The 14,857-nt window shown below is 53.3% G+C and carries 11 protein-coding genes; 6 read left to right on the top strand and 5 right to left on the bottom strand.

Annotated features, from left to right (window positions below; all coding sequences use genetic code 11):
• Positions 1–56: 56 nt before the first annotated feature.
• On the top strand, positions 57–1,028 hold the full coding sequence (locus tag OLTU_RS28070; protein ID WP_176737037.1) for a succinylglutamate desuccinylase/aspartoacylase domain-containing protein: 972 nt from the start codon (positions 57–59) through the stop codon (positions 1,026–1,028).
• The gene (locus OLTU_RS28065; protein WP_141736039.1) at positions 1,025–2,353 is read left to right on the top strand and encodes a hypothetical protein; all 1,329 of its coding nucleotides are present in this window, start codon (positions 1,025–1,027) and stop codon (positions 2,351–2,353) included. Before OLTU_RS28070 ends, OLTU_RS28065 begins: the two co-directional genes overlap by 4 nt.
• Here OLTU_RS28065 and smpB read toward each other — a convergent pair whose 3' ends face one another.
• On the bottom strand, positions 2,354–2,815 hold the full coding sequence (gene smpB, locus OLTU_RS28060) for an SsrA-binding protein SmpB (protein WP_141736038.1): 462 nt from the start codon (positions 2,813–2,815) through the stop codon (positions 2,354–2,356). It abuts the gene before it with no gap.
• A gap of 59 nt (positions 2,816–2,874) precedes the next feature.
• On the opposite strand from smpB, the gene OLTU_RS28055 reads away from it, so the two are divergent.
• On the top strand, positions 2,875–3,846 hold the full coding sequence (locus OLTU_RS28055) for an RluA family pseudouridine synthase (RefSeq protein WP_141736037.1): 972 nt from the start codon (positions 2,875–2,877) through the stop codon (positions 3,844–3,846).
• Positions 3,847–3,890: 44 nt separating this feature from the next.
• Here the strand turns inward: OLTU_RS28055 and OLTU_RS28050 are convergent, their stop codons facing one another.
• A complete protein-coding gene (locus OLTU_RS28050) occupies positions 3,891–5,429 on the bottom strand; it encodes a transporter (RefSeq protein WP_176737036.1) in 1,539 nt (512 codons plus the stop codon).
• Positions 5,430–5,654: 225 nt separating this feature from the next.
• Here OLTU_RS28050 and OLTU_RS28045 point away from each other — a divergent pair, with 225 nt between their 5' ends.
• Together OLTU_RS28045 and OLTU_RS28040 are read left to right on the top strand one after the other, a co-directional pair.
• Positions 5,655–7,583, top strand: a complete 1,929-nt coding sequence (locus OLTU_RS28045) for a hypothetical protein (RefSeq protein ID WP_218110330.1) — start codon at positions 5,655–5,657, stop codon at positions 7,581–7,583.
• Positions 7,584–7,667: 84 nt separating this feature from the next.
• Positions 7,668–9,326 carry a hypothetical protein gene (locus OLTU_RS28040; protein WP_141736034.1) on the top strand — a complete coding sequence of 553 codons (1,659 nt, stop codon included), beginning with the start codon at positions 7,668–7,670 and terminating at the stop codon, positions 9,324–9,326.
• A gap of 25 nt (positions 9,327–9,351) precedes the next feature.
• Here OLTU_RS28040 and OLTU_RS28035 read toward each other — a convergent pair whose 3' ends face one another.
• On the bottom strand, positions 9,352–10,749 hold the full coding sequence (locus tag OLTU_RS28035; RefSeq protein ID WP_141736033.1) for a tetratricopeptide repeat protein: 1,398 nt from the start codon (positions 10,747–10,749) through the stop codon (positions 9,352–9,354).
• A complete protein-coding gene (locus OLTU_RS28030; protein WP_141736032.1) occupies positions 10,739–10,987 on the bottom strand; it encodes a glutaredoxin domain-containing protein in 249 nt (82 codons plus the stop codon). Before OLTU_RS28030 ends, OLTU_RS28035 begins: the two co-directional genes overlap by 11 nt.
• 69 nt (positions 10,988–11,056) lie before the next feature.
• On the opposite strand from OLTU_RS28030, the gene OLTU_RS28025 reads away from it, so the two are divergent.
• Positions 11,057–12,169, top strand: coding sequence for an Mrp/NBP35 family ATP-binding protein (locus OLTU_RS28025; RefSeq protein WP_141736031.1), 1,113 nt, complete (start codon positions 11,057–11,059; stop codon positions 12,167–12,169).
• Positions 12,170–12,486: 317 nt separating this feature from the next.
• On the opposite strand, the gene OLTU_RS28020 is transcribed toward OLTU_RS28025, so the two are convergent.
• Positions 12,487–14,787, bottom strand: a complete 2,301-nt coding sequence (locus tag OLTU_RS28020) for a GspE/PulE/PilB domain-containing protein (RefSeq protein ID WP_176737035.1) — start codon at positions 14,785–14,787, stop codon at positions 12,487–12,489.
• Positions 14,788–14,857 lie beyond the last annotated feature (70 nt).

Raw genomic sequence — 14,857 nt, 5'->3', positions numbered from 1 at the left:
GTGTACCTTGTCTGGAACTTTGGTTCCGGTGTTCCCCTGATGCAAAGAGGCGTTTTATGGCTGACATGAACAGGCAGGCTCTCGAGCGTTTTGAAAAGCTCTGTCACAATCTGGAAAAAGTGGCCCCTCTGGCCTATGTCTGGCATCCCACAAAGCCCGCGCTGTCCGGCCCGAAACCCATCGCCGTCACTCTCCAGGCGGCCACGCATGGCAACGAAGTCGGCGGCATTGATGTCCTCAATACCTTTCTCCAGCTTCTGCAGAACGGCATCATCCAGCCGCCCTTTCCCATGGGCTTTGCGATTGGCAACCCGGCGGGTGTGCAGGCGAACCGGCGCTTTACCGAGCGCGATCTGAATCGATCCTTCGGTCAAAAGGCGGCTGCGGTGGAAGAGGAAAAACGGGCGCGTGCCCTCGAACCTCTTTTGGAAAAGACATCGCTGTTCGTTGACTTTCATCAAACGATCGAGCCCTCTCATCGACCCTTCTTTATATTCCCCTATACAAAAGCGTCCTTTGATTTTGCAGCGGCTCTGCATGATCGTATTCCTATAGTTACCCACTGGGGACTCTCGTTTTCGAAGGATGGCATGTGCAGCGATGAGTACGTGAATCATCGAGGCGGCACGGGACTGACCATCGAGCTTGGACAAAAAGGTTTTGATGCCTATCATGGTGGTGTCGGCTTACAAGTGGCTCTGGCCGCGGTACAATATGCTGTGGGACTGTTCAGCGGCACCCAGGAGAAACAGCCGTTGCACAGTCCTGAACTGTACACCTGGAGAGCGGTGATTCCCTATGAAGAGGGCATGACGTTGCGCGAAGGCCTGGTGAACTTCCAGGCTGTGGATGCGGGTGATCCTGTCGGTTTCCATCAAGGTGAAACCCTGCGGACACCCGTGGCCGGCTGGATTCTGTTCCCCAAATATCCGCGTGATCCTCTGGCCCCGCCTCCCAAAGAATTGTACCGAATCATCAAACGCATTCAGCCGGATGATCTCGGGAAGGACGGAGTGATAAACCGATGATACGGATCGTTCGCCTGCTTGGTGTCGTGTCCCTTGGTTTCCTTGCATGGAACAAGGCCTGGGGTGATGATGGAGCTCTGCCGCGAGGTCGGACACCGGCTCCAGGCAACAAGCTGGTCGTTCCGGAAACCGCGGCGGCGTCCGTGCCAGTCGATTGCATGAGCTATATGGCGAATCCCAGGGACGGCGAAGTTCTTTTCGCTCAGGATGGGAAAGTCGTCTATTTCCTGAGCCGGCAGGCGGGTGAAGTGGGGCCGGAAGGCAAGGCCTTTCTCTATGAAGTCGATCTGAACAATTTCCGCAGCAAACGGATCGTCAGTTTGAAGATCGGTGATAATCCGGCCCTGGTCGGGCACGGCACGCCTTTGGAAGCCATTACGGTGCTCGACTTTCACAAGGCCCGCATCGGTTGTGGGGAAGGTTCGGCCGCCGGCATTGGCATCAAGTGGATTGGCAAGCAGAAGATCATCAAGTCCTATCCGCAGGGAAACTATAAGGTGGTTCCCACCGAGCGTGGACTGATCGTCGCGGATATGGATCACAATAACATCAAGGCACTGGATCTGAATACCTTTCAGAAGCGAACGCTGACCAGTTTCCCTGAGAACTTCTTCCCTCTCTTCCTCCGCAGCGCGCCGATGCAGATGATCGGTTTCAAACCCGAACAGAACGAACTCGTGCGGTTTGAAGGCTACGACCCCGAGCCCAGCGCGGTTCTGAAATTGAAGAAGGGCATGCGCCTCGTTCAGGATCTGGATCAATTTGGAATCGTCACGAGCGGTGAGGGCGGCAAGGTTCTGCAGGTCAAACAGATCAAGGGCTGGTCGGGCGATGCATTCCGCGGCATCGACATCAATCTGCCTGAGGGCATGACAGCGGATCGCGTGGGTGTGACGGTCGACTTCCGCAGCGGGATTTGTCTGGTCCAGGGAGCGAACCAGGCGATAAAACGCGAGCTGCGGCAGGTGCTGATTTATAACGGCGCCAAGGGACAGGTCGATCGCGTCCTTAAGGCCCCCGAGGGGCAGTATTTCAGCAAGGCGGTCTTCGCTCAGAATGATCAGAAGATTCTCGTTCTGGCCCGCAGTCTGCAGGATGATGGCATTCAATCCCTGCGCGTCGGGGATGTGACCAGTGGTGAATGGCGTGAAATGCCGATCGTACGGGAAGCGGACAAGCCAGGGGACAAGGCGGTGCCGGAGAAGGCTGCGATGGAAAAGCCCAAGGAGAAAGTGTCCGCCGAGAAGTCTCAGGAGGAGGCTGAAAAACCGGCCATGGAAAAAGCTGAAAAACCGATGCGGGCCGAGAAAAAACTTCCCGACTGATCAGCGTCTGCTCTTCATCACCCGTTGAATTTCGCGTTTGGCGTCCTTCTCTTTGGATGATTCGCGCTTGTCATGGGCTTTCTTGCCCTTGCCCAGACCAATTTCCAGTTTCACATAGCGTCCCTTGAAATAGATTTTCAAGGGGATGAGCGCGAATCCCTTCTCCTGAACCGCGCGACCCAGTTTCTTGAGCTCGGCGCTATGCAAAAGCAGGCGGCGGGAGCGACGCTCCATGTGGTTCATGATATTGCCGTGCGTGTAGTGACCGATATGCACCTCGCGCAAAATCGCTTCATCATTGCTCAGGTCCACCCAGCCATCATTTAAATTGCAGCGCCCGTCACGCAAGGCCTTGACCTCGGTGCCTTGAAGGGCGATACCAGCCTCGTACTTGTCCCCGATATTGTACTCGTGGTAAGCCTTCTTGTTGCTGGCGATGACTTTGATTCCCTTGGCTTCCATGGTATGCCAGGTTATTCCTCTTGATGATTCCACAAACCAACAGCTCAATGTAAAGCCAAATGCATAAAAGTCCAGTTGAAAATCCAGATGAAAGCGCTGCCTTTCGGCCTCTCGGCCTGCCGGTTTCCTCGTATCATGCGGGGGAGAGAGCCGATGCGTACCTCGCCCGGCACTTTCCGTTCCTGTCCCGGGCCGGCTGGCAAAAGCGTCTCCGCACCAGCGAAGTCCTGGTCGATGGAGCCCCGATTAGTGTGTCATATCGACTAAGAGAGGGTCAGCAGCTGGCTCTCCACCATCCCCAGACGGTGGAACCGGAAGTGGACCGCGGCATCTACCCGATCTGGCGGAAAGGTGCAGTTATGGCGGTATTTAAGCCGGCTCCGCTGCCGATGCATGAGAATGGACCCTATCGGAAAAACACCTTTGCTGAACTCGTGAAAACAGAACTTGGCCCGGAATGGTCGGCAGTGCATCGGCTTGATCGGGAAACCTCGGGCATCGTGCTCTGCGGAGCCAATACGGTCGTGCGCAATCAGCTGGCCCGTTCCCTGGCCGAACGTAATTTGCACAAGGAATATCTTGCCATCTCGCATGGTCTGAGTGCTGAGGAGAAGTGGATTGAAAAAGGTCCCATCGGCGACCTTACGACGAGCGAGATCCGGATTAAAAAATGGGTCGTGCCCGATGGCCAGTCAGCGGAAACGCATTTTCAGGTACTGGAGACAGGTTCTGATCATACTCTTCTCAAAGCCCTTCCCAAAACCGGCAGGACCAATCAGATTCGCATCCATGCGGCCTATGCCGGCCTGCATCTGGTTGGTGATCGCCTCTTTCATCCGGATGAGCAGGTTTTTCTGGAATGGTTTGTACACGGGCTCACCGATCACGTTGTGAAGCAGACCGGGTTCCGCCGCTGTCTTTTGCACGCGCATGCACTGGCCTTTGTGCATCCGGAGGACGGCAAAGTCCACGAGGTGCGCTGCGAGATGCCGGATGATATGCGGGAGTTCTGGGCGGGACAGCGGGCATAAAAAAAGGGGCCTCGCGGCCCCTTCGAAACTTCAAGCTGGTTAGCTTAGAACTTGTAGTAAAGCATGAGGTTCAGGGTGGTGCTCACGCCTGCTGCCAGAACGTTTGTACCGGTCAGGTAACGCTCCTGCGATGCGCTCAGGGACACAGGAATCCTGGGATTCATGCCGAGACCATCAAAGGATATGGCATAGCTGTAGCTTGTGGACAGGACTCCGTTCTGCTGGGATTCCTTATCGTAAAAGGTTTCCGGGTCAGAGAGCCAGTTGTAGAAACTAAAGACCGAAAGGGTCGACAGCATGGGATGCAAATCACCCAGGGCATAGGCCAAACGAAGTGAACCGGTATTCAAAGGAACCTTGCGGGAAACTTCGAAGTCGTTCGACACGCCATCGCCTTCACCGGGCAGGGCTGGGCTGAGGTCCGCACCCTTGGTGTTGGGATCCGCTTCGTTCAGATTATCAGGATCGACAAGGCTGTGGCGCTTGCGATTGGCGTTTTTCACATGAATTTCGGTCTGGTTGCTGAACGACAGCATCAGAGGATCCGCAATGCGGTAGTCATAACGCAAGGAAAGACCGAAAGTGGTAAAGCCGCTACCCGTACGGTTGTAGGATTTTTCATCATCCCCATCGCCAGTGGGCAGACGGAAACCGCCGCCGACAGAGAACATCTGCGATTTGCTGTTATAGACGTTATAAAGAGCAGCGACCATGATATCGCTCAGGCCGGTCTTGCCTTTTTTGGGCTTGACGGCGTTGGTGATAAGGGAGTAAGCGGCCCGCTCCACGGGAACCCCGCCTTGCACCGTGTAGATTTCACCGGTAGGCAGCACAAGTGAAGAGTCGGTGGGGATCGCATAGGCCTCGTTGTTGATCTTGTTCGTGCAATCTTCAGCCGATGTACACTGGCCCTGGCTGATCAGGAAGGGAACAACCTTGTCCAGCACTTCCTGATATTCTTTTGCGTAGATCTTTGACTTTGAGAACTTCTCAGCATTGATGGTGACATCGGCCGAGGCAATCGTCGGTACCAGCACCTGGAAGGAGAGCTTGTCCGAGAAACCATATTCGAGGACATAAGCATTAATCTTAACGAGGGCGTCAATGCCCATATCTTTCTTGGTTCCATCATTATCGAAGGACTCACTGCCGTCGACGATCTTGTGGACATAACGGAAGCGGGCGACCTTCTCGGGCAGAGTCTGTGCTTCGCCGAGCATCACATACTTGGCGGTTTCAGGATCCTTGTCGCGACGCTTCAGTACCGCATCCGTGGTTTCCTTGCGGTTCTTGACGCGATTCTTTTTCAGTTCCTTGACTTTATCTTTAATCTTCTCGCCGAGATCGCCCTCTTCAGGCTTCTTCTCTTCTGTTGATGTTCCTTCGGCAGGCGTTGCATCAGTGGGTGTTTCTACTGATGGCGCAGCAGGATCTGTTTCCGTTGGTTCTGCCGGAGCAGGCGTAGGATTTCCTTCATCCTGTGCCCTCGCCTGACTTGTGTGGAAGCCAAGGCACAGTCCTAGTACCAGGAGCTTGCTTGTAAGACGAGCCGTCCCACGGTGTGAAGCCACCATAGATTTCATAGAGGGCACTCCAAGAAATGATTCCATAGATGAAGACAGTTTATGTTGATTATAAGGGAAGTGTCTTCGCATTTCCAGTAGGCGCTCATTCTTTTTTCATGAAGGTCTTTTAGTCGATCGCATTCTGCTTTAGAATGGAATCATCTATAGCACCCATCCTTTCTTGTGCGAGGCTAAGTTATGGCGCTTAAGTTCGGCCGAATGACACTTATTCCTATCGGGATATTGGCTTCTTTGCCCTCGTGTGGCGAGAAATCTGCTGACAATGAAGGTTATATTCCCAAGCTGAGTGAACTCACCAAAGAGGATGTGCTGACCGAGTCGGCGATCTCCGGTGATAGCCTCTGGAACAAGGTGATCGCGCTCCTGGAAGTGCCTGGCTTGACTGGTACGCAAGCTGATGTAATTACCAGCCTCGGGACCCCTTCGACCCTGGCGACCGATACAACGAAAGCAACGGCCGCGGCTGCCGCGAAGGTGAGTGCTGTGGTCGCAACAGCGACTGAGCAGCAATGTGATGCCAGCGCCACCAATGGTCCATTTCTTACTGATTTAACATCGACCATCGCCTCCGGTATTCAACAAAAGTATAATATTACGATCGCCACCGGTGGTTTCAAATTTGATGCCACGACCGGAGCACCCACAAACCTTGGCGGGCAGACAGCACTGACGACCAAGGTTTACTTGATGTCGTATAAGCTGAAGAACGATACTGATTTCCGTTATGCTTTCCTTTCTGTTCCCCAGGCTACACCAGCTGCTTTGACTCTGGCCGTGAAAACTGAATCTGCTGGCACGACCTATGGCTATCCTCTGACTCTCTATGCCCACGCCTCGACCTCGGGGGTATCGTATGGCGAGATCGCGAAGGTCGCCGGCGATCTTCAGTTGGGTCATATCATCCTCGCCCCTGCATTCCCAGGCGAGAAGATATGTATCAGTCCGGATGATAACAACGCCTGTACGGATGATATTGGCAAAACCAGTGTAGGGACTTCCAAGCCTTATCAAAATGATGTGACCGATCTTCTTGGTGCTTATGAATGTGTGCGTACCAAACTGACAACATTTGCCAGCACGGGCGGCACCAGTGGCAAGTTCGCGACCACGACCGGCAGCGAAGTTTCCATTGGCAACTATGCGAAGATCAGCACGGACATGTTGAACTCTGGGACTTATGGAACCACTATTCAAGGCCTGTCCATTCAACCTTTGACCTATACCATCGGTTTGGGCCGCGGCGCGAACGTGGTTGCTCTGGCTCAGCAGCGTGCCGGCGCTATTAACTCGGTGCTTTCCTCAACGGCTACGGACGAAGCGACGACAGCAGCCAAGACGGCTCTGAACTCGGCTGGAATCCAGGCTCCTGAAACTTTCAGCTGTGCGATCTCTGCCGGCGGTAACTATACACTGGCCCATGGCAAGAATAAGGTTTATCTGAATTACTGGGTGGCTGGTTACTCAGACTTTATTCCAGCTGCCAGCCAGCAGGCACTGGAAGCCATCCCCGGCTTCAAGGAAATTCACGCCACCATCGCGGCCATTCGTGATGATGCCAGCAAGGATGAAGCGACGAAGGCTGATGAAATCGCTGCTTATGTGAAATCCATCGACAGCAGCTTCCTGATGAGTCTTTATCATGGCAGCGTTGCCAACTGGGGCAAGATGTATCGGGCGAAATACTACGCTGGTGCCGCAGAAGCTCAGGCCAGCAGCAACCCAACAGCTGCGGCTGCAGCAGCATCCACGGCAGCCAAGACTCTGGCCGCTGCTCAAGGCGCAGGCCTCGTGCTGAACGGTACTCTGGATAAAGTCGCTGACATCAGCAACAGTCTGATCTTTACTGGTATCGGTGCTGGTGTAACGGCTGCAATCGCAACGGAAAAAGGCACAACAGATTCGACCAGTCCTCTGGCGTCTCTGGGTGGAGTGAACTGGTTGAGTCTCGGTATCAATGAAGATGGTTCTGACAATGGTCACGTGTCTGACGTCAGCTTCATGACCGGTAAGGCCATCAGCAAGGACTTGACCAAGATGACGACGACGGTGGACGAAGCCAGCTATCTGGATAAGACCCCGAACGAAATCATCACGTCGTGGCTGGCCAACGAGTGCCAAGGCAAAGCCATCAACTCGGATGCCGTGAACTAAGAAGCGCAGACTTTAAAAGCCTCAACGCCCCTTAACAGGGGCGTTTTTATTTGATCTGGTTGCATTCCAAAATGGAGCTGAGAAATGAAGAAATCGCCTAATTTTGTTTCGGTTTTTATTGCCATTTGTTTTCTATTTCTATGTTTTTCTTGCAAATCTACAAACTCTAACAGTTCAGTCAAAGCGACTATCGATCCAGATTCTTCAGATTTTACCCTTGGTAGAGGAATCGATCTCCTTACTGGAGAAGCAAAAGGTGATTGCGTTGATGTAACAGGTCCTGCGCCCAGCTTCGATTCAAACGGTAAACAGTTTACTCTGAAGATTCTGAAGATGACCAGTTCAAAAGAGATATTTAAGTCTGTCGATATTTCTACCAAAGCAAAATATGGTGGGGGCTTCGGCTCTGTCAAAGGCAAGGCATCGTTTACAGAGTCTGTAGCAATCAATGCTCAATCGTTATATCTCTTGATTACAGTTCAAGTAACCAATCCTCTTTACACCATGACCAAAACGAGAATGTTGGAAGATGCGGTTAATATTATGTCCAAGAATGGGAACGAAGCGTTCAGAAGTGTATGCGGGGATGAATTTGTAAGGTCCTATGTATCTGGGGGCGAATTTATCGCATTGCTTGAGATCCAAACGGATAGTGACGAGCATAAGAAAAAGATCGACGCATCTCTGAAAGGTTCCTATGGCGCTTTTGGTGGTTCAGCTTCATTCTCATCGAGCCTGGAAGAAGCGATTAAGAAAAACAAAACACAAATCTACGTATATCAATCTGGCGGAGTCTTCTCTAATATAGGGCTTTCCGCTGATGAGCTCATTAATCGCGCGAAGGCATATCCAGACTCAATTAACAAAGATAATGCCAAGCCTATTATCGCTTATACCGCATCATACAAAACTCTTTTGAATTTTCCAGCAGATAAGAATGCAATTGATATCAGAAATCAAGATTTGGTTTTAAGGACCCTGGCTGACAACGACCTTGATCTAAGTGATCTATTGAGCACTATCACGTATCCTCTGACTCATCAGGACCAATACGAATCTATCGATGCAGCAGGGCTAAATGATGCGTCAAACAGGATTAAAGCTGCTTTGAATAAAATTAGAGAAGGCGCTTCCAAATGTTTGTCAGACTACAGGACTTGTAGTCTTCCTGAGTTTGTAATCCCTGAGGTTGTGATTCCTGCGCGGAAAATCGTTGATTCTACAACCGGTGGTGCTGATGCTTGTGTGAACTCTGAAGGTAAACCTGTTGCAATTGGTGCCTATGATCCCCTTTTGGGAGGGATAGCAAAATATGATACGTCGTCACCAATTCCTCCCGAAACCTGTGTGTCACATTCTCGGAAGCAACAGCGCAGATGCTTACCGACACTGGAATTTTCTGATTACGTTGATTCACCAGGGTACTCATATTCCAGCTGTAATGATGGATGTGCTGCCAAAATAAGCCTAAATTCACAAGCAGGTGTTGTGCGATCTCTACGGTTTGGGGAGCAGGTTATTATCCAAGATGGCGCCAAGGTTTGTGGAGGCAATGGTAGCTTGGGCTGGCATCTTGTATTGGGTGTAGGAACTCTTACCTGCTCTGCAGGAAATACCTTGCTTACATCAGCTGAGCTGTGCATGGGCCCAGGCTTTAGTTATTGCGTCAAAGGCGCAAAAGGTTGCACATGCTCTATCGATAACAAAACTTTGGACAGTCTGAATACTACTTGCAATATTTGATATCAATGAACTTAAAGCGCAGCGATCAAAAACTCCGCTGCGCCATCCAACTTTCCTGCGCCTTCTGATGCAGACCCCCAAACGTCTGCCCCACCTGATCCATCAACCCATCCGAACTCAAATCATGAATCACAGGAATCTGTTCAATGATCTGCCGTATTCCCGGCAAGCCAGTCACCTGAAAATGAAGCACCTGCATCAGGTAAAAGCTCTGCTTATAGGCCACCTGAGCCTCCCCCCGATTCAGCTGCAGAAATCCCGCATCAAACGCCTGCGGTGTCAGGAAGGGAAATGAAGTGGCTGCAAAGCGATAATGCCAGCAAAGCTCCTGGCATTCCGCCACCTGCGCGAGCCCTTCCTGAAACCAGGCCGGCAGATGGCGATGCTGGGCATGCTCGGAAAGCACAGCGTGGGTGATCTCGTGCCGCAGAATGCGGGCGAAATCCTCATCGAAGGCTTGATCCTGAGGAATGGGAATCCGCACCCGGCCATCGTAAAGGCCGGCGCTCCAGGACGGGCTGTGCGCCACGCGCCCAAAATTTTCACTGAGATGGAAGATCACTTCAATCGGTTCGGCCGGGTAGGGCAGGCCCAGTTGGAGATTCAAGGTTTCGATCGTTTTCTGGAGCACCTGAAGGCTCCCGCTCACCAGATGCTGATGCCCGACAAGCTGATAACGGAGACGAATGAAGCCGGAGCTCATTTCTCCCTGACCTGCGCTCTCTTCCGCCTTGGCATTCAAACTCGCTTCACGCTTCTGCAGCTCCTGCGTTTCCTCCTCGGTCAGGTTTTGCAGGGCTGTGGCCCTTTGCGCCAGTTCCCAGGCTTCCGTGGCTTCACCCAGCGATTCCTTCACTTCAGCTAAAAGAATATAAGCCTCAGGATCGGACTTATTCTTATCGAGATAACTTTCGAGATAGGTGCTGGCGTTGGCAAAGTCCTTCTTGTAATAAAGGCAATAGCCCAGTCCCTTCAGAGCCAGCGCTTGAGCGGTCTGATCCGGCGTCGATTCCAAAAGAGGCAGGGCCTCATCGCAATTTTTCTGCCGAATCAAAGCCCAGGCCCAACCCAGCCGAATAATCGGCAGCTGCCCATTCAGCCAGGACTTGTATCCCGCGCTTAAGGTGTCATCAGCCAATTGCTCCCGCACCAGGCGATCCGCAGTCGCATAGTCCCCGCTCAGAAAACTGGCACGAATCAACTTTTCCGCAGCCGCATCCAGATTATGGATCGCCGGTGCCGCGGTCATGGTCACATCGGACTTTGCCAGCTCGGGCTTGGTTTCCCCAGCAAGGGAAGCCGGTTCTGTCGCACTGATCGGAACCGAGGTCACGTCCTTTCGATGGGACTGATCACCACTCACCACAAGCGCGGCAAAAAATCCAAACTGACTTATGGCTTTCTGGCGGAAATTACGACTCAATCAACTTACCCTGCTTGTGAAGCGCAGCCAACTCGGTGTAGCCACCGATAAAGCTGCCATCGATAAAGATCATCGGAACCGTCCGATATCCGTTGTTTTCCTCGGAAAGCTTCTGCCGGAGTTCCGGCTTGTCCTCGAGATTGATCTCCTCATAAGGCATCTTGAGCTGGGTCAAAAGGCGCTTGGCTTGCACGCAAAAAGGACAGAATTCAGTGGTGTATATCTTGACTTCTCGCATGGTATTTTATCCTGATTTAAGGTACGGACAGGTTGCTAACCTTATTCTGGCCCGCATGAGGGAATTCTAATGAGCAGTGATCACCAAAGCAACATATTGTCCGTTCTCATTACCGAGATACTGGCTCAAGCCGCCCTCCGTCCTGAGTTCGCGTTTCTCGGCAAATCACCGAGCGAAGCCAGGGAGCGTTTGCTCGGGATCGAGCCAGGCGAAAAGTCGGCCGTCGCACAAATCGCCTCCGATGGTCTTAACCTTGATCAAAAAAGTTCGCTGGAACTCCTTCTGCAAAAGGAACTGGCCCAGCATGGAATGTCCGCCACGATCTATTTCAAACGGCGGAATTCCTTCGCGGATCGGATGACGCCCCCTGGGAATGCGGCGACGCAACCGCCTCCCCATCGTACGGGCCCCTTCGGTGTAAAGATGAAGCTGAAACCGATTCCCGGCGTGAAAAAAGTCATCGCCGTGTCCTCCGGCAAAGGCGGAGTGGGTAAATCCACAGTGTCGGTGAATCTGGCCGCTGGACTCGCCGCGCAGGGCGCCGCCGTCGGGCTGCTCGACGCAGACCTTTATGGGCCATCGGTTCCACTTATGATGGGTCTTCATGGTCCCTTATCCATATCCGCCGATCAGAAGATGATCCCGCATGAAAAATACGGGGTGAAGGTGATGTCGTTTGGCTTCATGTCGGATCCCTATCATCCTGTCATCTGGCGGGGACCCATGGTCGCCAAGGCTCTGGATCAGCTCTTCTATCAGACGGCCTGGGGGGAATTGGATTACCTGATCATCGACCTGCCACCCGGAACCGGCGACGTGCAGCTGACCCTCATCGAAAATATTCCCCTGCATGGTGGAATTGTGGTTTCCACACCGCAGGCTGTCGCCTTGCTTGACGCTCACAAAGGTCTGTCGATGTTTGAAAAGCTCAAGGTGCGGGTGCTGGGCCTGGTCGAGAACATGTCGCATTTCCAATGCAGCTCGTGCGGACATTTGGATGACATCTTTGGCCAGGCGCAGATTGAAGGTTTCGCTGAAGAACGCAAGATCCCGATCATAGGCCGCATTCCGCTTCACAGAAGGATTCGCGAGGCCGCGGATGGTGGCATCCCGGTCGTCAATATCGACCCTCAGTTCGCTCTCTACTACATGCCGATCATAGAAGCAGTTCTGCGGGGTTAGGCAGGGTCCGATGCGCTGTCAGGATCCTTGACACCTGATCAAGACGCGATTCATCAAATCCTTGAAAAGACTTGTAAAGCAGCCACAAAGCGAGTTTGAAAAAAAACAGGGGCAGTCAAATTAGAGGTTTGGGCGTCTGGCACAACCGCTGCAATATCACGATCAGCCGGGTACATCCCGGATGAAAGTTGGCTGAGTTTTCCCTTAGGTTTGAGAGAAAAGTTCAAACTGCCCCGTTGCTGCTGCTCTACATGCTCTTCTGAATCGCTGCAAAATACTGACCTCCGAACTCAGCCAGCTTTCATCCAACCCGGTCCCTACTTCGCCCCCAGCTGCTCCGCAAAACTTGTCAAAGCTTCCCGCAACGAATCATCTTCCACCGGATAATCACCAGCCAAAAGCAGAACGCGCCCATCATCCTTTTGAATCTTGTAAACACTGAGTGCTTTCACGGAGCCAAAAATCTCGTCCTGCGCACTGACGGGAATCTGCGACCATTGACCCGACTTCGCGGCCTTGGCCAGACGCTGAAAGGCTGCAGTCTTCCCTTTGCCATTCGCTTCTGCTCCACTGCGCCAGGTGGCGAGGGCTTCCGTGGTTTTACCGATGTCCACAAGACAGCCCGTGCCGCTGATTTGCGGCAGGTATTCCCGCGCAATTTCCAGGGCAGTGCTGCGATCGAAACAAAGGCTCATGCGCAGAAGGGCCTCATTCGCCTTGGCCGTTGCCGTCAAGGAAGCAACGCTGCCGTTTTCAATCGGGACGGTCGCCATGCGTCCACCGGCCCGCACGGGCGCTGCCGGCGCTTCGATGGGAATGTCATCGAGTTCGGCTTCCATGGCGAGATCATCGAGGCCTGGCTCATTCCCTGGAGCTGGAACGGCCGGTTCATCGATCCCATCGTCATCGTTGAAACCCATCGCGAGATCCTCGAGCCCGTCCTCGTCGGCAGCCTCAAAACGAGGTTCCTTAGGAGCCTCGCCCTCTGCATCAGCGGCATGCAGGCGAATGTTGGTCTCTTCGGTATCCTCGCCAAATTCCCCGTCATCATCCATCGGAGCATGAAGATCGATGCGGGTGTCCTCCACCACGTCATCGAAATTCGGATCAGAGAATTCAGGCAGAACTCCATCCTCGTGCACGGCTCGGCGCAACGAAACGCTGGTTTCATCATCATCGGCGAATTCAACGCCAGCGAGATCATCCTCATCATCGACGGAAGGAGGCGTGATATGGGGTTTCTGTGCCATGCGTGTGGACTCGATCGGCATCCTGGCCTTGCCGGCTGGGGCTGGTTTGGGTGCAGGTTCATCGAGCGGGCTCGCAAGATCGTCGTTCTCATCCGCGGCGTCACCAAAGCTCAAATGATCGAGGTCGCTGTCATCCTCGGCGCTTTTTTCCGGTGTGTCCTCGATATCCAGGCTGAGATCAGGGGTCTCGTCCAAAAGATCATCAGCCGCTGCGGCTTTGGCTTTCCGCGGCGCATCATCCTCCAGACCAAAATCGGAAAGGTCATCGCTGGCGCTCAAAGCCTCTGGCGCATCGGCATCCGACACGTCCTCACCCAGGGCCGGCTCATCGCCGAAATCCATATCATCGGACGGATCATCCCGCGGCGGAGCGGATTTCTTCGCCGGTTTCGCGAGCACATCATCCAATTCAAAATCATCACCCCCGCTCAATTCATCGGTGGCTGCCTCAGCTGCAGGCTCATCCTCATCCGGCCAGAGGTCATCGCTGGCATCACCACCAACCGCAGAAGCAACCTTGCCCGCTTTGGGAGCGTCGTCAAAATTATCGAAGGGATCATCCACGTCCAGGCCGGCATCATCGATCGTCTCTCCGGCATCATCGGGATGATCCGGATCATCACCTGGCGCCAGCTCCAAATCCGATCCCGAATCTTCAAGGTCGATATCATCGAAATCACTGTTACCGATGCCTTCATCCAGGCTGCCGGCATCAATATCATTCAGATTATCCTCAGTATCATCCATGGCATCGATTTCATCATCGAGCGACACATCCTCAATCTGATCCTCAAGATAATTATCCATCGCCCCCGCGCGCGCCGGCTGACGATCATGAGGAATGTCGATACCACCTTCCTCCACGATTTTCTGTTTGATCCAGGCCGCCCCCGCGTGATTCCGCAGAAAGTTGGACAAGGCCGTGGGACGCGCTTTGAAATCGGGATTCAGACGGTTCAAACCCTCGTGAATTTGCGACAGCGGGGCGATCACCGGCACCACTTCAAGGCCCGTAAAAAATTCCAGCTGTTTGAGCGTGCTTTTATCCAAAGGATCGGCAACCGCCACCGTAATCCGGTGATGATCGATCTCGAGGGGGAGGACTTCCAGCCGCGAAACCATGCGGCGATCGACCTGTTCGATGATGCCAGGATCCAAACGATCGAGCAGATTCTTCGGCGCCACCACATAGCGGGTGCGTTCCGCAAAAAATGCCGAGAGTTCATCTTCGTCCAAAAGACCGGTCGCAAGGATGCACTTGGCGAAGGCCCAGCTCCCTTGACCGCAGGTCTTGGTAATCGTGACGCGGTCCTGTTCTGTCAGGAATCCCTCTTTGACAAGCAGCGCGCCCAGGCCGGATGCTCCCATAATTCCCTCGCTCCTCGGATGCATGACGCGAAAGACCCCGGCACAAGGCTCCCAGGGCCCGTACAGCAGG

This window comes from Oligoflexus tunisiensis (genome assembly GCF_001748245.1).
In the GTDB taxonomy this organism is placed as follows: Bacteria; Bdellovibrionota_B; Oligoflexia; order Oligoflexales; family Oligoflexaceae; genus Oligoflexus; species Oligoflexus tunisiensis.
The sequence above is the reverse complement of the archived record's forward strand: the minus strand, read 5'-3'. Positions and strand labels throughout refer to the sequence as shown.